20 protein-coding genes are annotated in these 22459 nt (G+C 62.4%); 6 read left to right on the forward strand and 14 right to left on the reverse strand.

All coding sequences use genetic code 11. From position 1 onward, the window contains the following. Window positions 1-16 precede the first annotated feature (16 nt). The 6 genes from MQW23_RS08625 to MQW23_RS08650 form a co-directional block, all read right to left on the reverse strand. Complete coding sequence (locus MQW23_RS08625) at window positions 17-286, reverse strand: K+/H+ antiporter subunit F (RefSeq protein WP_252107452.1); 270 nt, start codon at window positions 284-286, stop codon at window positions 17-19. Then, window positions 280-777 (reverse strand): Na+/H+ antiporter subunit E, encoded by a 498-nt coding sequence (locus MQW23_RS08630; RefSeq protein ID WP_252107453.1) that lies wholly within the window; start codon window positions 775-777, stop codon window positions 280-282. Before MQW23_RS08630 ends, MQW23_RS08625 begins: the two co-directional genes overlap by 7 nt. Next, window positions 774-2285 (reverse strand): monovalent cation/H+ antiporter subunit D, encoded by a 1512-nt coding sequence (locus MQW23_RS08635; protein ID WP_252107454.1) that lies wholly within the window; start codon window positions 2283-2285, stop codon window positions 774-776. The genes MQW23_RS08630 and MQW23_RS08635 overlap by 4 nt, the downstream gene beginning before the upstream one ends. Continuing rightward, window positions 2282-2614, reverse strand: coding sequence for a Na+/H+ antiporter subunit C (locus MQW23_RS08640; RefSeq protein WP_252107455.1), 333 nt, complete (start codon window positions 2612-2614; stop codon window positions 2282-2284). The genes MQW23_RS08635 and MQW23_RS08640 overlap by 4 nt, the downstream gene beginning before the upstream one ends. 1 nt (window position 2615) lies before the next feature. Further along, a complete protein-coding gene (locus MQW23_RS08645; RefSeq protein ID WP_252107456.1) occupies window positions 2616-5441 on the reverse strand; it encodes a monovalent cation/H+ antiporter subunit A in 2826 nt (941 codons plus the stop codon). Window positions 5442-5648: 207 nt separating this feature from the next. After that, window positions 5649-5864, reverse strand: coding sequence for a hypothetical protein (locus MQW23_RS08650; protein ID WP_252107457.1), 216 nt, complete (start codon window positions 5862-5864; stop codon window positions 5649-5651). Between the two features lie 502 nt (window positions 5865-6366). On the opposite strand from MQW23_RS08650, the gene MQW23_RS08655 reads away from it, so the two are divergent. Beyond that, window positions 6367-7224 carry an ion transporter gene (locus MQW23_RS08655; protein WP_252107458.1) on the forward strand — a complete coding sequence of 286 codons (858 nt, stop codon included), beginning with the start codon at window positions 6367-6369 and terminating at the stop codon, window positions 7222-7224. Between the two features lie 28 nt (window positions 7225-7252). Here MQW23_RS08655 and MQW23_RS08660 read toward each other — a convergent pair whose 3' ends face one another. From MQW23_RS08660 to MQW23_RS08675, 4 genes are all read right to left on the reverse strand, one after another. After that, a complete protein-coding gene (locus MQW23_RS08660; RefSeq protein ID WP_252107459.1) occupies window positions 7253-8146 on the reverse strand; it encodes a ParB/Srx family N-terminal domain-containing protein in 894 nt (297 codons plus the stop codon). Window positions 8147-8273: 127 nt separating this feature from the next. Then, on the reverse strand, window positions 8274-10295 hold the full coding sequence (locus MQW23_RS08665) for a pyrroloquinoline quinone-dependent dehydrogenase (RefSeq protein WP_252107460.1): 2022 nt from the start codon (window positions 10293-10295) through the stop codon (window positions 8274-8276). 11 nt (window positions 10296-10306) lie between these two features. Next, window positions 10307-10666: a hypothetical protein gene (locus tag MQW23_RS08670; protein WP_252107461.1), complete on the reverse strand. Its 360-nt coding sequence runs from the start codon at window positions 10664-10666 to the stop codon at window positions 10307-10309. A 60-nt stretch (window positions 10667-10726) separates the two neighbouring features. Beyond that, entirely contained in the window at window positions 10727-11716 is a 990-nt protein-coding gene (locus MQW23_RS08675) for a helix-turn-helix domain-containing protein (RefSeq protein ID WP_252107462.1), read from the reverse strand. Between the two features lie 170 nt (window positions 11717-11886). Between MQW23_RS08675 and MQW23_RS08680 the strand changes: the two genes are divergently transcribed. Both MQW23_RS08680 and MQW23_RS08685 read left to right on the forward strand, forming a co-directional pair. After that, complete coding sequence (locus MQW23_RS08680) at window positions 11887-14043, forward strand: TonB-dependent siderophore receptor (RefSeq protein WP_252107463.1); 2157 nt, start codon at window positions 11887-11889, stop codon at window positions 14041-14043. Window positions 14044-14143: 100 nt separating this feature from the next. Continuing rightward, entirely contained in the window at window positions 14144-15223 is a 1080-nt protein-coding gene (locus tag MQW23_RS08685; protein ID WP_252107464.1) for a hypothetical protein, read from the forward strand. A gap of 58 nt (window positions 15224-15281) precedes the next feature. Here the strand turns inward: MQW23_RS08685 and epmB are convergent, their stop codons facing one another. Continuing rightward, window positions 15282-16280: an EF-P beta-lysylation protein EpmB gene (gene epmB, locus MQW23_RS08690; RefSeq protein ID WP_252107465.1), complete on the reverse strand. Its 999-nt coding sequence runs from the start codon at window positions 16278-16280 to the stop codon at window positions 15282-15284. Between the two features lie 123 nt (window positions 16281-16403). Here epmB and efp point away from each other — a divergent pair, with 123 nt between their 5' ends. After that, complete coding sequence (gene efp, locus MQW23_RS08695; RefSeq protein WP_252107466.1) at window positions 16404-16970, forward strand: elongation factor P; 567 nt, start codon at window positions 16404-16406, stop codon at window positions 16968-16970. An 83-nt stretch (window positions 16971-17053) separates the two neighbouring features. Further along, on the forward strand, window positions 17054-18034 hold the full coding sequence (gene epmA / locus MQW23_RS08700; protein ID WP_252107467.1) for an EF-P lysine aminoacylase EpmA: 981 nt from the start codon (window positions 17054-17056) through the stop codon (window positions 18032-18034). Window positions 18035-18040: 6 nt separating this feature from the next. On the opposite strand, the gene MQW23_RS08705 is transcribed toward epmA, so the two are convergent. Both MQW23_RS08705 and MQW23_RS08710 read right to left on the reverse strand, forming a co-directional pair. Then, window positions 18041-19591: a DHA2 family efflux MFS transporter permease subunit gene (locus tag MQW23_RS08705; protein WP_252107468.1), complete on the reverse strand. Its 1551-nt coding sequence runs from the start codon at window positions 19589-19591 to the stop codon at window positions 18041-18043. Beyond that, window positions 19588-20751 carry an HlyD family secretion protein gene (locus MQW23_RS08710; protein ID WP_252107469.1) on the reverse strand — a complete coding sequence of 388 codons (1164 nt, stop codon included), beginning with the start codon at window positions 20749-20751 and terminating at the stop codon, window positions 19588-19590. Before MQW23_RS08710 ends, MQW23_RS08705 begins: the two co-directional genes overlap by 4 nt. A gap of 207 nt (window positions 20752-20958) precedes the next feature. Here MQW23_RS08710 and MQW23_RS08715 point away from each other — a divergent pair, with 207 nt between their 5' ends. Then, window positions 20959-21564 carry a TetR/AcrR family transcriptional regulator gene (locus tag MQW23_RS08715; RefSeq protein WP_252107470.1) on the forward strand — a complete coding sequence of 202 codons (606 nt, stop codon included), beginning with the start codon at window positions 20959-20961 and terminating at the stop codon, window positions 21562-21564. Here the strand turns inward: MQW23_RS08715 and asd are convergent. Next, window positions 21554-22411 (reverse strand): archaetidylserine decarboxylase, encoded by an 858-nt coding sequence (gene asd / locus MQW23_RS08720; RefSeq protein ID WP_252107471.1) that lies wholly within the window; start codon window positions 22409-22411, stop codon window positions 21554-21556. The genes MQW23_RS08715 and asd overlap by 11 nt on opposite strands. Window positions 22412-22459: the final 48 nt, after the last annotated feature.

A 22459-nucleotide genomic window follows, 5' to 3' on the forward strand; every position in this document is an offset into this window, starting at 1 on the left:
AACGTCGGAAGAAACCTCATTCGATGATATCCCCCCGCAGAATGTATTTACACACCGCGACGGTGCTGATGAAGCCGAGCATGGCGATCAATAGCGCCGACTCGAAGTAGGTCTTGCCGCCGAGCCAAAGCCCGAGCAGCACGATCAGCGCAATGGAGTTGACGTACATGGTGTCCAGCGCCAGCACGCGATCCGGCAGGTCCGGCCCTATCACCAAACGGTACAGATTCAAAATCAGGGCGATCACCACTAATGTTGAGGTGATAGTCAAGGCCACGCTCAGCATTCGTAAATCTCCTTGAGAGGGCGCTCGTAGCGCTCGCGGATCTGCTCGATCAGCGCCTGCTCATCTTCTATGTCCAGCACGTGAATCAACAGTGACTTGCCGTCCAGGCGCAGGTTGGCGGACACCGTGCCCGGGGTCAGGCTGATGGTGCTGGCCAACACCGTGATCGTGAAGCGCTCTTCCAGCATCAAGGGGTACTCGATGAAGTGAGGGTTGAGCCGCTTCCACGGATTGATCAAAAGCCTTGCCACCTCGAAGTTGGCGATCACGATGTCTTTCAGCACGCGCAGAATGAAGCGCACCAACAGCCGCGGCTTTTTGATCTGCATGTGGCCGTCCCAGAAGCGGTAGGTCACCAGCGGTATGAGGATGGCCAGTGTACCGCCAAGCAGTATTTGGCCCGGGGCGTAACTACGCGCCATCAAAAGCCACACGAACAGCAGCAAGAGCGACAGAACCGGTGTAGGCAGCCATTTACGCGGGGTAATCATAGGTGGCCTCGCGAAGGTGAAAGAAGCGCTTCGGTCAAGCGCTCGGGATTGGCGAGCTGCTCGGCGGTGGCCTGGGTATAGACGCTGACCGGATGGGCGAACACTACCAGTAGGGGGGCGGCGCTCAATAGCCAGATCACGCCGAACCACTGCAGCGCCGGCAGCCGGCTACCCGACGGGCTACCGTGGGCGCTGCGCCAGAAAAGCGTCGAGCCCGCCCGCGAAAGTGCGACCAGCGAGGCAAGGCTTGCAAACAGCAGCGTTGGCCAGAGCCACAGCCGCTGGGCGTCATCGGCGGCGGCCAGCACCAGCGCTTTGCCGATCGCCCCGGAAAGCGGCGGCACGCCGACCACGGCAATCGCGCCGATGAAGAACAAAAGTGACAGCGCCTTGCCCTGCACCAGCGGGCGCGCCTTGACCAGCCGCGTACCCGCCTTGCCGCGCTGCACGCCGATCATCTCGGCGAGCAAAAAGAGCCCGCCGGTGATCAGAGTGGTGTGAATCAAGTAGTAAAGCAGCGCCGAGGCGGACACCTCGCTTCGCATGCCGGCGCACACCAGCAGCGTACCCACCGATAAAAGCACCAGATAGGCAATGAGCAGGCGAAGATCGCGCGAGGAGAGAATGCCCACGGCGGAGGCTACAAGCGTGGCCAAGCCCAGCCACCACACCCAAGCCTGTTCGAGGGCGGCCAGCGGGCCGGCGGCGTCGCCAAAGATCAACAGGTACACGCGCAGGATGGCGTAGATGCCCACCTTGGTCATGATCGCGAACAGCGCCGCGACCGGAGCGGGGGCGGCGGCGTAGGCCCGGGGCAACCAGAAGTAGAGCGGCAGGATCGCGGATTTGAGCCCGAACACCACCAGCAAAATCAAACCGCCAGCGGTGACCAACCCCTGGCGGTCGGCGGGAAGCTCGGCCACCCGAATCGCCATATCGGCTAAATTCAGCGTGCCTAACGCGCCGTAAAGAATGCCGGCGGCGATCAGAAACAGCGACGAACCGGCCAGGTTCATCACTACGTAGTAGACGCCGGACTGAATGCGCGCCTTGCCGCCGCCGTGAAGCAGCAGGGCGTAGGAGGCGAGCAGCAGCACCTCGAAGAAGACGAACAGGTTGAATAGATCACCGGTCAAAAAGGCGCCGTTGATGCCTAAAAGCTGCCACTGGAAAAGCCCGTGGAAGTTGCTGCCCTTTTCGTCGTCGCCGGCGCAGGCGAACACCACCGCGCCCAGGGCAAGCACGGAGGTGAGCAGCAGCATCAGCGCGGAGAGCCGATCCAGTACTAGCACGATGCCAAATGGTGGCTGCCAGTCGCCTAGCGCGTAATAGAGGATCTCGCCGCTCGAGGCGCGCCCGACCAGCGCCATTGACACCGCCAAAAGCATGAGCGTGGCCACGACGCTGACCGCGCGCTTGAAGCGGATCAGGCCTTCGCGGCGGTAGAGCAGCAAAATACCGGCGACCAGCGGCACCACGATGGGAAAAACTACCAGGTGTTGCATCATTCGCGGTCTTCCTTCTTGCCGTCGACCTGGTCATTGCCCAGCTCGCTTCGCGCACGCATCGCGAGGATCACCACGAACGCCGTCATGGCAAAGCCGATGACGATGGCAGTCAGTACCAGCGCTTGGGGCAGCGGGTCGGCGTAGACGCCTTCGCCGTGCACCAGCGCCGGGCCGTCGGTGGTGAGCCCGCCCATCGAAAACAGAAACAGGTTCACCGCATAAGAGAGCAGCGTCAGCCCCACCACTACCGGAAAGGTGCGCCCTCTAAGCGTCAGATAGAGGCCACAGGCGCTCAGCACGCCGGTGGTCACCGCGTAAAGCGTTTCCATGTCAGAGACTCTCCTTGTTCGTGCCGGCGTCGTCGGATTTGGTCGCGTTGACCGCCGGACGGTGGGCGGTGGTGACCTTGCCCAGGTTCGCCAGAATCATTAGCGTGGCGCCGACCACGGCCAAATATACCCCGAGATCGAACAGCAGCGCCGTGGCCAGTTCGAACTTGCCCACCACCGGCAGGCTGAAATAACCAAACGCCGAGGTCAGGAACGGATGGCCGAAAAGCCAACTGCCGAGCCCGGTTAGCGTCGCCACCGCTACCCCCACGACGGCGACCGGCTGGAAGGGGAAGTCGAGACGCTGCTGGGTCCACTCCACACCGCGGGCCATGTAGAGAAGAATCAGGGCCACGGCAGTGATCAGCCCGGCAATGAAGCCGCCGCCGGGCTCGTTGTGCCCACGCAGGAAAATGAACGCCGACACCAGCAGCGCTAGTGGCAAAAGCGCCAAGGAGATCGAGGTGAGAATCGCCGGGTAGCGGTCCGGCGACCAGATCCGGCCTTCGCTATCGCTGTGGGGGATGAATAGCCGCAGACGGTTCAACAGCTTGAAGATGGCAAGCCCGGCCAGCGCCAGTACGGTGATCTCGCCCAGCGTATCGAAGCCGCGGAAGTCGACCAGAATGACGTTGACCACGTTATGGCCGCCGCCGCCGGGCACGCTGTTGTCCATGAAAAACTGCGAAATTGAAAACGACTCGCGAGTCATGACCGCGTAGTTGAGACTCGCCACCACGCCGCCGAGCCCGCCAGCCAGGACGATGTCGCGCAGATTACGCTTGGCGCTCGACTCCGGCGGGGTCTTTTGCGGCAGAAAAAACAGCGCCAGCATTAGAAGAATCATCGTCACGACCTCGACCGAGAGCTGGGTCAGGGCCAAATCCGGCGCCGAGAAGCGCGCAAAGGTCAGCGCCACGAAAAGACCCACCACCGACAGCATCAGAAGCGAAATCAGGCGGTAGCGGTGGGTGATCGCGGTGGCCAAACCGCCGAAAATCAGCATCACCGCGCCCAGCACCACGATGCCATCCACCGGCTGATTGCCAAGATCTCCTGTCAGCTCGGTGATTTGCGAAAGGCCGATGGCGCCCATGATGAACGTTGCAAGCAACAGCCAGCCCATGTAGCGCTGCAGCGACTGACCATCCCAGACGGCAATCAGCTGCTCACAGCGCTGCCCCAGACTCACCAGCGCGCGCTCAAAAACGCGGGCGGCATCGACCGGCGCGAAGGACTCCTTGAATTTGCGCAGGTGCGCGTGCTGCCAGTAAAGCGCGCCACCGATGACGAAGGCGACCACGCTCATTAGTAGCGGCAACTTGAAGCCGTGCCAGATCGAAAGATGGAAATCGAGCGGCTCCTGCAGTACCGCCTGGCTTGCCAGCGATAAAAGGCCGGTCGCCATGAACGCGGGCAAAATACCCACCAGCAGGCACAGGCCCACCAGAATCTCGACCGGCAAACGCATCATCCGCGGCGGCTCATGGGGCGCCTTGGGCGAGGGCTGGCGGGGCTTTTTAATACACACCGCGATGACCAGACGCACGGAGTAACCCACCGACAGGATGCTGGCAATGGTCGCCAGTACCGGCATCAACCAGCTCAGCCCGCCCAGCAGCGGTGATTCCAGCGTTTCGGTGAGAAACATCTCTTTTGAAAGGAAGCCGTTGAAAAGCGGCACCCCGGCCATGGACGCGGCGGCCAGAGTCAGCAGAAGGGCGGTGATCGGCATGGTTTTTCTAAGCCGGCCGAGCATCTTGAGCTCGCGGGTGCCCGCTTCGTGGTCGATGATGCCGGAAATCATGAACAGCGCCGCCTTGAAGGTGGCGTGGTTGAGAATATGGAAAAGCGCTGCCAGCACCGCCATGGGCGTGCCGATCCCTAAAAGCACCGTAATGAGCCCCAGATGACTGACCGTAGAGAACGCGAGAATGCCCTTGAGATCGGTTTTTAAAAACGCGAACCAGGCGCCGTAAAGCAGCGTGATCATGCCAACGATTGGCACCACGAGCTGCCAAAGCGCGCTATCGGAGAGCGCCGGGTGCAGGCGCGCCATCAAAAAAATACCCGCCTTGACCATGGTCGCCGAGTGCAGATACGCCGATACCGGCGTGGGGGCTGCCATGGCGTTAGGCAGCCAGAACTGAAACGGAAACTGCGCGGACTTGGTGAACGCGCCCAATAGCACCAGCGTGAGCATGACCGGATAGCGCGCATCCTCTACGATCAGCGCGCCGCTTGCCAGCACCTGGTCCATATCGAAGCTGCCGACGATATCGCCCAGCAACAAAATCCCCGCCAGTAGCGCAAGGCCGCCAGCGCCGGTCACGGTCAGCGCCATGCGCGCACCCTTGCGCGCATCGTTCTGGTGCGACCAAAAACCGATCAGCAGAAACGACGACAGACTCGTCAGCTCCCAGAATAGCCATAGCAGCAGCAGGTTGTTGGAAAGCGATATGCCGACCATGGAGGCCATGAACAGCATCAGGAAGCTGTAAAAGCGCCCCACCGGCTCTTCTTCGGAGAGGTAGAAGTGGGCGTAAAGCAGAATCAAAAGCCCGATGCCGAGAATTAAGAGGTTGAATAAAAGCGACAGCCCGTCGAGACGAAACGCCAGCGCAAGGCCCAGCTCCGGCAGCCAGTCGGCGAAAAAGCGAAGCGACTCCCCGGCGTTGAGCGAAGGGATCTGCCAGAGCGTCAGGCCTAGGGCGATCGCCGGCGCGACCATGGTGGCGAGCGAACACGTCAAGCGGGAGCGCCGTCCCGCCATGAGAGGCACCAACACTCCCAAAAGCGGAAGTAAAGCAATCCAGAGCAATGTCATTGGGGCATCCAGCACAAGATGTAAAACGTGGCGAGCGCCGTAGGCGCTTTCGAACGAACTCGGGCTTTTAAGCCAATTCAGTGTAAACAAACCGAAAGAGGATACCACTAACGGGAGAGCTTGCGGCTTTAGTCTGAGACGCACACTTAAAATGACCGCCTCCGTTGGTGTCAATTACGTCCATTCAACCGCGGCGGGCAAAATGCTTTAAAGCGTGCCGATGACTCTGAAGCTGTAGTCGCTGTCGTCGAGTTCGAGCACCTCGACGGAGTAGCCGCCGCAACCGTGAGCGCGGTCGACGGGGAAAAGGCCGGTGGGGATCGCGACGACGTCGCCCATGCTTATACGGGCGTTGACAAGAACCTCGAGCTCCTTGCGAGGTATTCGTTGCGTGGTATCGATCACGTCGCGGTGTCTGGTCACGGGGCTTTCCTTAGCCAAAGCATGATGTTAGATGAATGAATAAGCATCATTTAAACGATCGAGGCGGATTATAGTAATCGTACGCTCATTCGCCAACGCGTTTTTACGCCATTCGTTTGCGCATTTTCTTGCATTCTGTACATGGCTGGTATAACTTAAAGTCGTTCGCGGCAGGACGCCGCTTTGGATACGGATATCGCATTCACGGATGAGTGCACATTGCCATGATGGCAGCCCGTCGCCCCCGAAAGGGGGCTTTTTTTTGCCCTCGCCTAAGCTGCGTCAACGCCCACCACACGCCGTCATCGGTACGTCTTCCCTCCTTTTTCTCGCAAGCCTATTCTGGCGCCTTTTCGTTGCGTTTTTGCGACACGAAACGCCATGGATTCCAACGGCTCCTCGTTATCGTCTGCTCTATCGAACGCGCATTTTAAGGTAGAATGCCAGCGCTCGCGCCCGGCGCGTGCTCTTTCTCCCCCGGCTTAAAGGCGTATAGGTTTAGATGAGTGCTTCCCTGACTACCTGGCAGGCGCGTTTCGAGCAGCTGCGCAGTAACAAGATTTTCGAGACGTTCGTGATCGCGATCATCGTGGTGTCGGCGCTGGTGATCGGGGCGCGTACCTATGAAGAGGTCAGCCAGTTCGAGCGGTGGCTGGGCTATCTGGATGTGGCGGTCACGATCTTCTTTCTGGTCGAGGTGCTGATTCGCATGGCCGCCGAGCCGCGCCTTCGCGACTTCTTCAAGAAAGGCTGGAACGTCTTCGACTTTTTGATCGTCACAGCGAGCCTGATTCCGATGGACGAGTCGGAAATGGTGCTGCTGGCCAGGCTATTGCGCATTTTCCGCGTGCTGCGACTGGTGTCGATGATTCCCGAGCTTCAGATGCTGCTCTCGGCGCTGGTGAAGTCGATCCCGCGGATGGGCTACGTGGCGCTTTTGATGTTCATCATCTTTTACATCTACGCCGCGATCGGAAGCTTTCTGTTTCACACGGTCGATGAGCAGCTCTGGGGCAATATTGCACTCGCCATGCTCACGCTTTTCCAGGTGGCCACCTTCGAGAGCTGGGCCACGGCGGTACTTTACCCAACCATGGAGCAGTTTCCCTACGCCTGGATCTACTTTCTCACGTTCATTTTCCTGAACGCCTTCGTGTTTCTGAACATGATGATTGGCATCGTGCTGGACGTCATGCAAAAGGAGAGCGCGCAGATGGCGCTGGATAACGGCGAAGGCGAAGAGGCGGAGCTCTCCGCGCTCAGAGGCGACGTTAGAAACCTTCAGGCCCAGCTCGATCGAATGGAAGCCGCGCTGACAAAATCGAACGACGCGCCGGACCCGCCGACGCGAGCGTCCTGATGACCGCTTTAAAAGTTCTCGGGGCGGATCATTGCACCGAGAAGGCGTAGGTGAGCTTGCCGCGCTCAGATGTAAGTTTATCAAGGCTCGCCTGATCGAAGGTGTCGAGCCTTCCCATCTCCCGCGCGGTGAGCGGGCCGCTAGCCGTATTGGCGATGATGGTGTCCGCAGGTACTTCGACCATGAGCTCTGCCGCCGCCTTGACGGCCTCTGCATAGCCTTGAGCCGTCGTTAAATCGAAATCCGAAAGCGCAAGGCGTTCGGCCAGCCACTGGCCCCAGTAGAACTCCAGAAAGGGCGGCGGCGTCGCCGGCTTGTCATAGCCCACACCGCGGGTGAAGTAGACCAGCGAGCGGTAGGGATCATCCACCTGGTGCGCTCGACCCAAACGCTCGGGCAACGCTTCCACGCCGATCGGCCCGCTCGGGGCGTCGAGCCACACCTGTCGCTCGTTTTTCAGGGTGTCCCAAAACTCAGGCATACCGGAAAGGTCGCTGTAATCGTTGGTGATGCGCACCGGCATGGCAAACGCCTCGCCTTGAAGGGCGATGAAGTTGCTAAAGGTGTGATGGCCGTCGGTCAGGTAGAGCGCCCCGCCTGGCGCGCGTACCGCGGTTTTCATATCGCCGGGATGGGTGCCGACTTCGTCCTTGCACTCGAAGCTCGAAAGGTCGTCCAGCGTCGAGGCGTCATCGAAGCGAAGGATTTCGCCCTGGCCCGCGGTTTCGCAGTACTCGTCGAAAAGCTTTTCCCGGTCCTGGGCGAAGCGCCCTTGCTTGTAATCCATCTGCCGGTAACCCAGTGCCGGCTGGGTTGGCTTGAGCTCGCCAAGGGTCAGGTTCTCGACGGTGCTTTGCGCGCCAGGCTGCGCCAGCGCCGATGCAGAGGTCATAAGGGCCAGTAGGCCCAGTGTTTTTTTCATCGTCTCACCCGATATTAAATGTCGTGGCCATTCTGGTGAGCGAAGATGACAGGGCGATGACGGCGCTTCCCGCGCCTTGCAAACAAAATGGGCGGCCTCGAGGGCCGCCCAAAGGGTGAGGTATGAATCACTGCGGCAGGGCGTAGACCACTACCTGATCGCCGACGTGATCCTTCAGGATGGTATTGCCGCCGGCAACGAACGCCACGTACTGGCGGCCTTCATACTCGTAGACGGCGGGGTTGGCGACCACCGGGGCCTGGGCCTGGTCCGACCAAAGCTGCTCGCCGGTGTCAAGCGAATAGGCGCGCACCTTGGCGTCCATCGAGGCACCGATGAAGATCAGCCCACCGGCGGTGATCGCCGGGCCGCCGATGGTCGGCGAGCCCCAGCTCTCCGGCATGAAAAAGCCGAACTGCTGGGAGGCGCCAACCGGGCCGCGCCACTTGACCTCGCCGGTGGTCATGTCGATGGCCACCAGCTCGCCAAAGGGCGGCTCCCAGCAGGGCATGCCCAGCCAGTTCAGCGCCACTTCCAGGCGCATGCCGTAGGGCGCGCCCTCTTGCGGGGAGAAGCCGCTTTCGTTACCGGAACCGCTGTCCGCTTCCTCATACGCCTCGCGCTCGAAGAGCTTGATGTATTGCACGATGTGCGAGGTGTTGACCACCGCGGTCTGGCTAACAGGATCGAAGGCCACGCCGCCCCACTGAACGCCGCCGGCGCTATCCGGGTAGGCAAGCGTGCCTTCGCCCTCGGTAGTGGGCGGGGTGTACATGCCTTCATACCAGAGATCGTCCCAGAGCGCCGAACACTCGCCGAAGCTTGCCATATCCGCCAGCGCCCAAACCTCGGGTTTTTGCGACTGGTCCAGAAGCGGCGCGGGAAGCGTCGGGAAGGGCTGAGTCGGCGAGTAGACCTCACCCTCGACGTTGCCGTCGCCACCGGGCACCTCTCGCTCCTCGATCGGCCAGACGTCCTCGCCGGTCTCGCGGTTGACCACGAACAGAAAGCCCATTTTGGTCGCCTGCATCAGCGCCGGGATCTCCTCGCCATCGACGGTGATGTCCATCAGCGTCGGCGCGGCGTTGATGTCGTAGTCCCAGATGTCGTGATGCACCCACTGGCGCGACCAGACCACCTCGCCGGTCTCGATGTCGAGCGCGGTGGTCGAGGTGGCAAGCGGCACCTCCTCGGTGCGGTTGCCGCCCCAGAAGTTGGGCGAAGGCGAGGCCACGGGCAGATACACGAGCCCCAGCTCCTCGTCGGCGCTCATATGGGTCCAGACGTTGGCGGTGCCGCTTCGCTCGCGCATCTCCGGGGTCAGCGCCTCGAAGGTCCATTCACGCTCGCCGGTTTGCGCATCGATGCCGAATACGGTGCCCGCCGGGGCGACGCTCTCTTCCCAGTCCTTGCCGGCCCAGCCGAGTATCAGCCGGTCACCGACCACCGTGGGCGGCTGCAAAAGCGACAGCGGCCAGTTTTCGGGCTTGTCGTTCCAGTCGTTGATGTTCAGGACACCGCCATTGGCAAAGCCTTCGCACAGTTCGCCGCTGTCGGCGTCCAGGGCAAACAGTTGGGCGTCCATGGTGCCGAAATAGACGATCTTCTGGCACGCTTGACCTTCGACCGGCTCATCCGCCTCCCAGTAGGCGACGCCGCGGCTCTTGAGCGCCGGCTGGGTTAGCGCCTCCTGAGAGGAGCTGGTATCGAATTGCCAGCGCTCCTCGCCGGTGGCTGGGTCCAGGGCGAACACCCGGTACATCGGCGTGCCGATATAGAGCGTGTCGTTGGCAAATACTGGCGTTGCCGACCACACCGTGGGCGCGGTGTCGCCGGAGCCATCGGAAACGTCGCCGGTATGAAACTCCCAGGCTTTCTCGAGATCGCCAACGTTGTCGGCGGTGATCTGATCCAGCGGGCTGTACTTCTGGGCGTTGAGCTGGCCTTGGAAGCCATCCCACACCGCGCCTTCCGGCACCAGCGGAATCGGCGGCGTGGCGGCTTCGCTCGCCTGCTCTTCGCCATCGGCGGGCGGTGCTGGCTGCGCCAGAAGCGGCAGCGGTGTCAGCAGCGCCATTGAGAGGGCCAACGGGCTCACCAGGCGCTGGCGGTGGGCGAAAAGGCGCGGGGCGGTCGTGTCTAAAAGCATGGGAGCTCTCATCAGCGAAGGGCGTGGGAAGGGGCGGGCGTGGCGATATCGATGATCCAGCCGATCAGGCCGACCACCATCGCCACACACAAGAGCCATTGATGAAGCAGAAGCGCGGCGAAGAAAGTGCCCGCTAGGCCCAGCAAAATCAGGCCGCGCAGCACGTTGAGCCCGGCCCCCGGCGAGAGCTTGAAAAGCCCAAGCGCCGCGGCGGTCAATATGACACACGCCAGAATGGCGACCAGCGCCCCGAGAGTACCGGTCACGCCGGTCAGCGGCGTGACGTACGCGTACAGTGCGATACCCATTCCCACGAGTGCCGATAAAAGCAGCACTCCTGCGCCGAGTCGGCGTCTTTTCAACGATGACATGGTGATTCTTGCTCCCCTCTCTTTACATCCGTTTAGTTGGCCCCCTAACGGTCTGTAAGCCTAGCAGAGGTGGCGCGCGGCGCTGGCTTTTCGTGCCTTCTGGTACTCGCTGGGGGCGGCGTTGAACTCGCGCTTGAAAGCGGTGGCGAAGTTGGTGGCGCTGGCGTAGCCGGCCAGGCTCGCCGCGCGCTCGATGCTGATCGAATCCCGCGTCAGCGCCTTTCGCGCAAGCTCCAGATGGTAGCGGCGTAGGTAGGGCCCCAGCGCTTCGCCGTAGGTGCGCTGAAAGCTTCGCTGCAGCGCGCTCAGGCTCACCCCCAAGCGCTTGGCAAGCATCCGTTGCGTGACGCCCCGCGCCTCGCCGCGGTCGATCAGCGCCATTAACTTTGCTAGCCGCGGCGAAACCGAAGGGGCCAGGGGCGCCCTTGGTGCCACGGCGAGCGCCTCGCCGGCCAGCAGCATCGCAAAGCCTTCCAGCGTTAGGCGCATGGGCGGTTGCTGGTCATCGCGCTCGAACAGTGCCTCGGCCAAGCTCAAAAGGCCTGTTGAAGGGCGCCAGTAGTGGAGCTGAACCTTGTATCGGTTGCTGCTCGCGAGCGCCTCGAACCCTTGGCGCTCGAGCCACCCCGGCGAAAGCGACAGCGTCAGCGTGCGCTCCCGGGTACCGGGCTGGCCCGTGCGGGTGAAGGGCGTTTTGTCCGGCAGCAGCGCGAGCAGCGCGCGGTGCGCCTCTTTAGGGCCCAACCGCGTGGTCGTGTCGCCGTAGCCGATCCGGGCGCAGCCTTTCATCACTAAAGCGATTTTGATTCCTTCGGGCAGTTCGGCTTGGCTTTTGAGCCCAAAGCAGTCCTCGATATCCGCAAGCCTTAACTGCATGCCCGGCGCGATGTCGCTTACCCACATGCGCCCGCTCAGCGGCGGGTAGCGCTTGTCCCACTTTGGCGCCTCGAAGCGCTGTTTCTCGACAAGCCTCGCCGACAGCCTTTGCAGTTCCGTGGCGCTGATCGCGCTGCCATCACACGGTTTTTTTAGAGTGTCAGTGGTGATCATGAGCCTGCTTATGGTGTTTACGCTGTTTGCTCTCTTTGCACAGTAACGCGCCGCGTTTGCAAAGGTCGACGAGCGCGTAGAGTGGCATAATCCGCTGCCTCGAATTTTATTGCAATGGATTCTCATTCGCAAAGTGGGCGCACGATAAGAGATCACAGGGGATTGAAACAATGTTAAGTAAGGCGCGTACATATCAAGGCGTGATCGCGGTGGGGAGCGCAGCGCTGATGGGGTTTGCACCCAACGTGCTGGCTCAGGCCACTGCCGAGGCGTCGCGTCTGGAAACCGTCACGGTCGAGGGCAATCGGCTTTACGAGATGCTGCCTTCTGAAGTCACCGGCGGCTATAGCGTCGATGCGGCGACCGTGGGGACCAAGACGCCGGCGTCACTGCGCGACATTCCGCAGTCGGTCAGCGTCGTCACGCGAGACGCCATCGAGGATCAGAACTTCACTACCCTCGATCAGTTGGGCCGGCGCACGCCGGGGCTTCGCGTGCTCTCCAACGACAACGGCCGCTCCTCGATCTATGCCCGCGGCTTCGAGTACGACGAGTACAACATCGACGGACTGCCCGCGCCGATGACCAGTATCACGGGTTCGGTGCCTTCGCTTGCGGCCTTTGACCGCGTCGAGATCATGCGCGGGCCCTCCGGGCTCTTCAACAGCACCAGCGAAATGGGCGGTATCGTCAATCTGGTGCGCAAGCGCCCAACATATGATCCGCAGGGGCGGATTAGCCTCGGCGCCGGCACCGACCAGCAGCGCTCCGCCCAGGTGGACGTCTCTGGCCCCATCGACGGCGACGACGGCCGCGTACGCGGGCGACTGATGATCGACCGCACCCACCACGGCGAGTTCGTCGATCGCAACACCAACCGCCAAAACGATATCTACGCGGCGATCGATGTCGATCTCGACGATTCGACGACCTTGGGGCTTGGCTACATTCACAACAGCAAGGACATCCGCGTCAACAACGGCCATCCGGTCGGGCCCAACAACGAGCTGCTCTACGGCTCCCGCTCGGATTTCTACGGCGCCGACTGGAACGATTTCGACAGCTACTCCAACGACTGGATCGCCGAGCTGACCCACCGCTTCGATACCGGCGGTTTCGGCCGAGTCGCGGCGCGCTACTCCAATCGTAACGCCAGCTATAACTACGCCTTCGGCGGCAGCGCTCTGGATGACAACGAGCGCCTGACGGTCGCCGGCATCGGCAGCCGCATCGACCAGCAGTCGGTCGCACTCGACGCCAGCTACAGCCAGCCCTTCGCCGCCTTCGATAGCGTCAGTGAGTTCGTGCTCGGCGCCGACTACAAGCGCTTCGATACCGACACCGAGTCCGGGCGCTCGCGCAGCCTGACCGGCAACCGCGTGACCCGCGACAAGCTCAACGAGCTAAGCTACGTCGACGTGTTAGGTGCGGCGCGCGCCACCGGCCGGGGCTACTCGCACACCGATACCCGGCTGGAAGAGAGCGGCCTCTACGGCAAGCTGACCCTGCGCCCGGTAGACCCACTCGCGCTGATCGCCGGCGCCCGGGTGAGCCACTACGATATCGATCTCGAGGATCGGGCCACTGACACCTATGAGAATCGCAGCGACAGCAAAGTAACGCCCTACGCCGGTGTAGTGTTCGATGTCGACGAGAACCACTCGCTCTACGCCAGCTACTCTCAGGTGTTCAAGCCGCAGACCGCCGAGGGCCCGGACGGCAATCTGATCGAGCCGCGCGAAGGCGACCAGTACGAGGTCGGTGTGAAGGGCAGCTATCTGAGCGGCGACCTCAATGCCCGACTCAGCGCCTTTCGCCTTTACGACGACAACCGCGCGGGCACCCCGCCGGACACCGGCGTAAGCTACGCGGTGCCGATCGGCAAGATGCGCATTCAGGGCGCCGAGTTCGAGGTCACCGGCAGCGTCACCGACCAGTGGGATGTGATCGCCGGCTACACCTATCTCGACACCGAGGTTCAGCAAAGCGGTGATGATCGCGACGACGCCATCTTCCTGCTGATGCCGCAAAACGTCGTTAATCTCTGGACCCAGTACGACTTCGCCGGCGAGACGCTTAATGGGCTGCGCGTGGGTGCCGGCATGACGGCGATGAGCGGTTTCAACTCGAGCGCCGGCGTCGATGCCCCGGGCTACGCCGTGTTCGACGCGATGATCGGCTACGACTTCAATGACAACGTCAGCGGCCAGCTGAACTTCAACAACGTTTTTGATCGCGAGTACTACAACCGCGTTGGCGGCGTTAACACCTTCAACATGCCCGGCGCGCCCGCCAACGTGATGGCGACCTTGAGCTACGATTTCTAAGCCCATCCTCAAGGCGGCTCGTGGTCGCGCGCCGCCTTTCATCTTGAGTTTTTACCGCGTTCGTCTTTAATGGGCTCTTTGTCACGCTGCAGGAGAGTCCATGCGCCCGGCACGAATCATTCTTGCACTGGCCGTGGGATTGGCCGGGTTGCTGACCGCGCTGGCCTCGACGGAAGCCTTCGAGCCGCGTTTGGTTCGGCTCGAAGCGCAGCGCGCGCTGCCCTCGATCGACGCCTCCTTGGCCCAGCAGAGCGCCGAGATCAACGCGGTGTTTCTGCACTACGCCGACACCCCCGCGCTCTGGATGAACGCGCACCTGGCCCTCGAACGTCATGGCCCCGCCGCCCGTGAGGCGCTACTCGCCTACGCCTATCTGCCCGCCTTTCAGAACGTGCTGGCTCGCTTTGGCGCGGAGGCCGTGCTGCCGATTGCCTACTACCGCGAGCACGACATCGCCACGCTTAGAGCCAGGCACTGGCTCGGCGAGCGCTATCAGGCGGCTAGCCGCTGGTGGAACGATGACGAGTCGCAACCGGAGAACGCCAGCGAATGGAACGCCGACCAGCGTGGGCTGATGGGTATTGCGTTACTCAGTGAGGAAGGTCACGCGCTGTTGAATCAGTTCGCGGTGGACGCGAGTGGCGACATCCACTGGCTGCAAGGCGAGCGTATCGTCACCGGGGTGGGGGATTTTTTCACCAGCGGCGTGCGCGGGCTGGAAGGGCAGTGGCGCCGCGACGAGGCGATCGGCGCGGCGGACATCGGCTGGGCCGGGGTCGATCTCCTCTTGATGGCAAGTACGGTCAAGGTGCTGCGCGCCGGTCGGCTTGCCCGCGGCACGCGGGTGACAAGCGTGGAAGCGCGCAGCGCCCAGGCAGGCGTACGCACGGGGCTACTGTCAAGCGGCACCCGCTTCGCCACGCTCTCACGCACCGCCAAATTCGCCGCGCTCACCGCCACCGCTTACGTGTTGATCCGACACCCATCGCTGGTCAGCGCGCTGGGCGCCAACGTCGCCCGCTGGCTTGGCCTGCCCGCTTGGGTGGGGCAGTTCGCACTCTGGCTGATCGTGCTGCTGCCGGTACTGATTGTGGGGCGGTTGTTCTGGCGCTTCGTGCTGGCGCCGGTTTTATGGAGCGCCACGCTCCTGCTGCGTCATTCGAAACGCCTGATCGAATAGATCGAGACCGCCCATCTGGCCACCTTTCATGATTTTTGATCATCGCTCAGGCAGCTTCTCAAAGCGGTGTCTTGCTCCCTTCCCCCGGAATTTCCCGCACCAGCCGCGGCATTAAAAAACCGGGCAGGTGGTTTCGCAGCTCACTCACGAGCGCGCGCGCCTCAATGTCCGGCACATCAAAATGCGCCGCGCCCTGGACCGGGTCGAGCACGTGCAGGTAGTAGGGCAGCACGCCGGCCTCGAATAGCCGCTCGGAGAGCGTAGCGAGCATGGCGACGTTATCGTTGACGCCGCGTAGCAGCACGCTCTGGTTCAACAGCGTCACTCCGGCCTTTTTGAGCCGCGCGCAGGCATCGACCACCGTTTGGTCGATTTCGTTGGCGTGGTTGATGTGCAGCACCATCACTTTTTGCAGGCGCGTGGTCGAGAGCCAAGCGAGTAGGGCGTCGTCGATGCGATCAGGGATCACCACCGGCAGGCGGGTGTGGATACGCAGACGCTTGATATGGGGGATCGCCTCGATCTCGCCGGTCAGCCAGGCAAGCTGGCGGTCGCTGGCCGCCAGCGGGTCGCCGCCGGAGAGAATCGCTTCATGGATGCTTGGGTCCTGGCGCAGGTAGTCGAGCGCCTCCTGCCACTGGGCTCGCGACGGCGCGTTGTCGGCGTAGGGGAAGTGGCGGCGAAAGCAGTAGCGGCAGTTGATCGCACAGGTAGGGCTTGCGATCAGGAGCACACGGCCTGCGTATTTGTGAATCAGCCCTTTGACCGGGCGGTGATCGGCTTCTTCGAGTGGGTCGTTGACGAAGCCTGACGGGGTAAGCGCTTCCTCTCCTAGTGGCAGCACCTGGCGTAGCAGCGGGTCGTTTGGGGTGTTTGGAGCAATGCGCGAAAGATAGGCCTCGGGCACCCGCACCTCGAATAAGACGTGGCCGGTGTTGGCCCCTGGAAGGTGCGTCGGCTCGAGCCCCAGGCGCTTTAAAAGCGTGGCGGGATTGCGAACGGCCCCGGATAGCTGGCGCTGCCAGGCTGGCGAGGCCTCGGCGGCCGGGATCCTCATGTTCTCCTGCAAAAAAGTCCTCCTTCGGGTTATCATGCGCGCACTTGTTCAAGGCATCGCTCAAAGAGTGCCTCATCGCAGCTTTGAAGTGCGTTATTCAGCAACCGATTAGTGAGAGAGATCATGGCGAACTATTCTACCAACGAATTCAAGGGCGGTTTGAAAGTAATGCTCGACGGCGACCCGTGTTCGATCGTCGACAACGAACTGGTCAAGCCGGGCAAGGGCCAGGCCTTCAACCGCGTGAAGCTGCGCAACCTGATGACCGGCCGCGTCTGGGAGCGGACCTTCAAGTCAGGCGAGTCCCTTGAAGGCGCCGACGTCATGGAGCTCGAGATGGAGTATCTCTACACCGACGGCGACATGTGGCACTTCATGAAAACCGACGGCTCCTTCGAGCAGTACGCGGTCGAGAAGAAAGCACTGGGCGATACCGGCAAGTGGCTAAAAGAGCAGGTGGCTTATACCGTTACCTTGTGGAACGACAAGGCGATTGCCGTATCGGCCCCGAACTTCATCGAGCTTGAAGTGGTCGAGACCGACCCGGGCCTGAAAGGCGACACCGCTCAGGGTGGCTCTAAGCCGGCCACGCTCTCTTCGGGTGCCGTGGTACGCGTGCCGCTGTTCATCAACCAGGGCGAAGTGCTGAAGATCGATACCCGCTCCGGCGAGTACGTCTCGCGCGCGTGATCTTGACCGGCTCGTCGTCCCTTCGCCGAGCCCCACCTTAAAGCCACGCCGATGCGTGGCTTTTATTGTTTGAGGATACGGCAATGGCCATCGAGTGGCGCCCCAGCGCGGAGATCGAAACGCTTAAGGCGCGCGCGCGCCTGCTGGCCCGAGTGCGCGAGTTCTTTGCCAAGCGAGACGTGCTGGAGGTGGAAACCCCAACGCTTGGCCAGGGCGGCAGTACCGACGTGCACCTGGCATCACTTTCTGCTCAGGCGCGTACCGACAGGGGCCTGCGCCGGCTTTGGCTTCAAACCTCGCCGGAATTTCACATGAAGCGCCTGCTGGCCGCCGGCAGCGGGCCGATTTTTCAGCTGGCCAGAAGCTTTCGCGATGGCGAGGTGGGTGGGCGTCACAATATCGAGTTCACCATGCTCGAGTGGTACCAGCCGGGAATGACGCTTCCTGCGCTGATCGACGAAACTGCCGCACTCGTGAACGCGCTGATGCCGGGCGCGCCTCAAGTGGTCAAGCGCTACCGCTACCGCGCGCTGTTCGAAATACATCTGGCGATTGATCCCTTCACCGCGCCGCTCGAGGCGCTCCGGCACCTGGCCGAGCAGCGCGGCCAGATGGCGCCGCAAAGTCTGGCCGATGAGCCCCGGGAAACCTGTCTGGATCTGTTGATGAGCGTGGTGATCGAGCCCACGCTCGGTCGCGGTGAAATCAGCGCCGTGGTGGATTATCCGGCAAGCCAAGCGGCGCTGGCCCGGCGCCACCAGGACGAGGATGGCGAGTGGGTTGCCTCGCGCTTCGAGCTTTATGTGGCAGGAATGGAGCTTGCCAACGGCTATGACGAGCTGACGGACGCCTTCGAGCAGCGCGCGCGCTTTGTTGAGGACAACGCCGAGCGCGCGCGCCAAGGGCTCGAGCCGGTGGACGTCGACGAGCGGCTTCTGGCTGCGCTCGAACACGGCATGCCCGATGGGTCCGGCGTGGCGCTGGGGATCGACCGACTGATTCAGCTTGCGCTTGGCAAGGCGCGCCTGGAAGAAGTACTGGCCTTCTCTACCCCACGCTGTTAATCCTTTTTAGGCGCGAATGCGCTTGAGCAGAAATACCAGCGGAACCGTGGCGATATAAACGAGCCCCAGCCAGGTAAAGATATCGTTGAAGGCGAGCACCTGGGCCTGCTGCGCGACGCGCTGAGCAATCAAACCCACCGCCGCTTGGTGGGCGTCGGCGACGGCGCCTGAGAGCAGCGCTTCGTATCGGGCGATCTCGGCCACTACCACCTCGCGGCTGGTATCGATGGCCGGAATCAGCTGGTTCCAGTGAAAGTCCTCGCGAATGTCGCGCACCGTATCCAGAAGTGCCAGCCCCACGGCGCCGCCGAGGTTGCGCATCACGTTAAAGAGCCCGCTGGCGTTGCCGACCTCATGGGCCGGCAGCGTGCCGAGCGCGATACGCGAGGCGGGGATGATGCATATGATCAGGCCCATGCCGCGTACGATCTGCGGCAGGCAGAATTGCCAAAAGCCGGACTCCACGGTGAGGTTCGAATTCATCATCGTACCGACGCCGACCAGTAAAAAGCCGAAGAACAGCAAAAGGCGCAAATCCAGATGGTTGGTCGCCTTGCCGACCAGCGGCGCGCAGAAGAACATCGTCATCCCGGTGACGAACATCACTTGGCCGATCTGCAAGCTCGAATAGCCTCGCACGTAGCCAAAGAACAGCGGCATGATATAGACGAGCCCGTATAGCGCGATGCCGATGATGAAGCCCATGCCGGCGCCGATCGCGAAGTTGCGGTTGGCGAAAGCGCGCAGATCGACGATCGGGTGAGAGCTTCTCAGCGTTCGAGTAAAAAACCAGACCCCCGTCACCAGACACATCAGGCTGAAAATGACGATCTCGTGGCTGGCGAACCAGTCATCCCCCGGGCCCTCTTCGAGCACGAACTCCAGCGAGCCGAGAAACAGCGCGATCAGCGTAAGGCCCAACACGTCGAGTCGGCGCGCGAGCGCGTGGTTGGGCTTGTCGATATCCAGAAACTTCCAGGCCGCCCAGCACACCAGAATGCCGGGAATCACGTTGGCCAGAAACAGCCAGTGCCAGCTATGGGTTTCGGTAATGTAGCCGCCCACCGTCGGCCCGATCGACGGCGCCATGGTGACCACCATGCCGATCACCGCCTGCACGCTGCCCATCACCCGCCGTGGGAAGATCGAGAAGCTGATCGCCTGGGTGATCGGAATCATCGCCCCGCCCATGAAGCCCTGGATGGCGCGCAGCACGATCAGCTGCTCGATGGAGCCCGCCAACGCGCAGCCCAAACTCGCCAGGGTGAACCCGGCGCAGGAGAGGGTAAAGGCGACCCGCGTGGAGAGAATGCGCATCAGCATGCCGGAGAGCGGAATCATCACGATCTCGGCGATCAGATACGAGGTCTGCACCCAAGAGATCTGATCCTGGCTTGCGGAGAGCCCGGACTGGATCTCGTTGAGCGAGCTGGCGACGATCTGGATATCCAGAATGGCCATGAACATGCCAAACACCGCGGCGATAAAGCCGATGCGCTGCGGCCAGGGCGGCATGTCGCTGACGCCCTGGTGGCCTGGTGGGGCGGTCGTGCTCATGGGGTCGCTTGGGTGTGGGGAGCGGCGTTTGCTAGCCGGTCGTTGCGCTCGGGATCAAGGTCGCGCGTGTCGATCTCGGGCACGGCGGAAAGGCCGGCGCGCAAAAGGCCGAGCGACTCTCGAGGGCCGGTCACGCGAATGCGCACCGGCACCCGCTGCACGATCTTGTTGAAGTTGCCGGTGGCGTTGTCCTGGGGCAGCAGACTGAACTCGGTACCGGTGGCCGGCGACAGGCTCTCGACCACGCCATCAAAGGCGATGTCCGGGTAGGCGTCCAGATGAACGGTGGCGGGCTGGCCCAAACGAATGCGTTCGAGCTGGGTCTCCTTGTAGTTGGCGCTCACATAAGCCGACTCGATGGGCACGAGCTGCATCAGCGTCAGCGACGGCTGGGCAAGCATGCCGGCCTTCACCCGAAGGTTGCCGATGACGCCGTCGCGCGGGGCAGTGAGGCGCGTCTTGTCGAGCTGGTGCTGGGCGTAGGCCAGATCCGCGGCGGCGGCCTCCTGGCTTGCCTCGGCGCGGGTGACGTCGCTTTCGGCCACCGCCAGCTGGCGCTCGGCAGAAACCACGCTGGCGCGGCGGCTGGCCAGATTGGCCTCGGCCACGCGTAGCGCGCTCTGGTCGTCCTCACGCTGCTGGCGTGAGCCATAGTTGTTGGCGGCCAGCGACGACGAGCGCTCAAGATGCGCGCGCGCACGATCGACGTCGGCCTGGGCGGCGTCCACCTGGGTGCGCGCCTGATCGATGGCGGCCTGCTGCAGTGCAACCTGGCGCTGGGTTTGGGCAAACGACGCTGCGGCCACGGCTTGCTGTGCTCGGGCCTGGTTCAACTGATCGCGGTAGCCGGCATCGTCGAGCTGCACGAGTAGATCGCCTTGTTGAACGGCCTGGTTCTCGATCACCGCTACATCGACTACCCGCGCCGAGAGCTCTGCGCTTAGCGCCACGCTGTCGGTGCGCACGTAGGCGTTGTCGGTGTCGATCATGAACCGCCCCACCTGCCACCAGCCGACGAGCCACCAGCCAAGCGCGGCCAGCGCGATCAGGCCGATCACCAACAGAAGCCACTTGCGCCCGCGCTTTTTAGGCTTGGCCTGCGCTGTAGGCGCATCGGGGGTAAGGTTGGCGGTATCGCCTTGAGCGTCGCCCTGAGCCATGGCTACTCCTGTAAGGAAACGTTTCGGCCCGGGCCGAAAGAGAAGGGATCAATAGTGTAATGAATGCTACACTACATATCCAGCGCCGAAGATCCAACGTGAGATTTTTATCGGTGGCGTAGGGACACGTTGAGGTGCCGACCAGATATAAAAAAGGGCCAATCGATGGGAGCGGAAAGGGCAGTGGAAGGACAGGAAAAGTGTGATATGAGGACGCCCCGGGGTGTGGCAAGGCGCGAGCGGCTGCTGGACGCCGCGCGGGACGTGTTTTTGGAGCAGGGCTACGCCGGGGCCAGCGTCAACGACGTGGTTGCTCGCGCCGGCGGGTCGCTGGCCACGCTTTACAAGCAGTTTGGCAGCAAGGAGGGGCTTTTTACCGCGGCGATGGAGCGCCATATTGAAACCGCTTGGGCGGTGATCGAGGAGGGGCGACGCGACCGCCAAGCGCCAGAGCAGGTGCTTTTCGAGCTCGGCCGGCGCATGCTGATGCTGGTCTTCGACCCCGCCGTCATTCGGCTGGTAAGGGGGCTTGCCTTCGAGGCCGAGCGTGCTCCGGCGCTTGGCGAGCTGTTTCTCGTGCGCGGCCCGGACCGTACCCGCGAGGCGTTGGCGGACTATCTAAGCGACCAGGTCGACCAGGGGAGGCTGGCGTTCGAAGCGCCTCGAGAGGCCGCGGGCATTTTCATGGGCATGCTGATGGGCGAGTGGCACATCAATGCGCTACTCGGCCGGGACTTAAACATCGACGAGGCGCGCTGCAACGCCCGGGCCCGGCGCTGCGCGGCGATCTTTCTGGAGGGCGTCAAGCGCTAACCGGCGCTCTCACAGGTGTATCGCCCAGGCGCTGGCCCATCTGTACCGGTGTTTCTGGGGCCAGGTCGTCGAAGTCGACCGGGTTCTCGAAGCACATCACCACCGTCGAGCCCAGCTTGAAACGCCCCATCTCTTCGCCGCGCGTAAGCGTAATCGGCTGCTCGAAGCGGGTGCGCTGAGGCGTGCCCGCCAGCGGCGTGATCTGGCCTGCCCACACGGTTTCGATGGCGGCCACCACCATGGCACCGACCAGCACCATGGCGAACGCGCCCTGAGGGCTGTCGAAAATACACACTAGCCGCTCGTTACGCGCAAACAGGTTCGGCACATAGCGCGCCGTGGCCTGGTTGACCGAGAAGATGCGCCCGGGCACGTAGATCATCTCGCGAAGCGTACCGGTCATGGGCATGTGGACGCGGTGGTAGTCGCTTGGCGACAGATACACCGTGGCGAAGCTACCGTTGTCGAACTCGCTGGCAAGCGCGGCGTCGCCGCCCAATAAAGCCTGAGCTGAATAGTGGTGACCCTTGGCCTGGATCAACCGACCCTGCTCGAGACGACCGTGGCGTGAAAGCGCGCCGTCGGCGGGGCTCAAAAGACCTTCCCCGAGCGGGCGCGCGTCATCCTTGAGCGCGCGAGTAAAGAACGCGTTGAAGTGTGGGTAGGCCGTCGGGTCGGGTTCGAGCGCCTGGCTCATGTCGACGTTGAAGCGCTTGATGAACGCCTTGATCAGCGCGTTCTTGAGCCAGGGCGTCTCGCTGCGGGCGAAGGCGCCCGTCAGCCGCGAGATCGCGTGGTGCGGCAAGGGGTACTGAATCAGCGAAAAAGCTTTTTGAGATAGCGTCACGTGGCGTTCTTTTCGTCAGAGGCTCTTGAATCCCGGTACAAGGCGGGG

Origin of the sequence: Halomonas sp. S3-1-1 (assembly GCF_023757625.1) — a bacterium.
Taxonomy (GTDB): Bacteria; Pseudomonadota; Gammaproteobacteria; order Pseudomonadales; family Halomonadaceae; genus Vreelandella.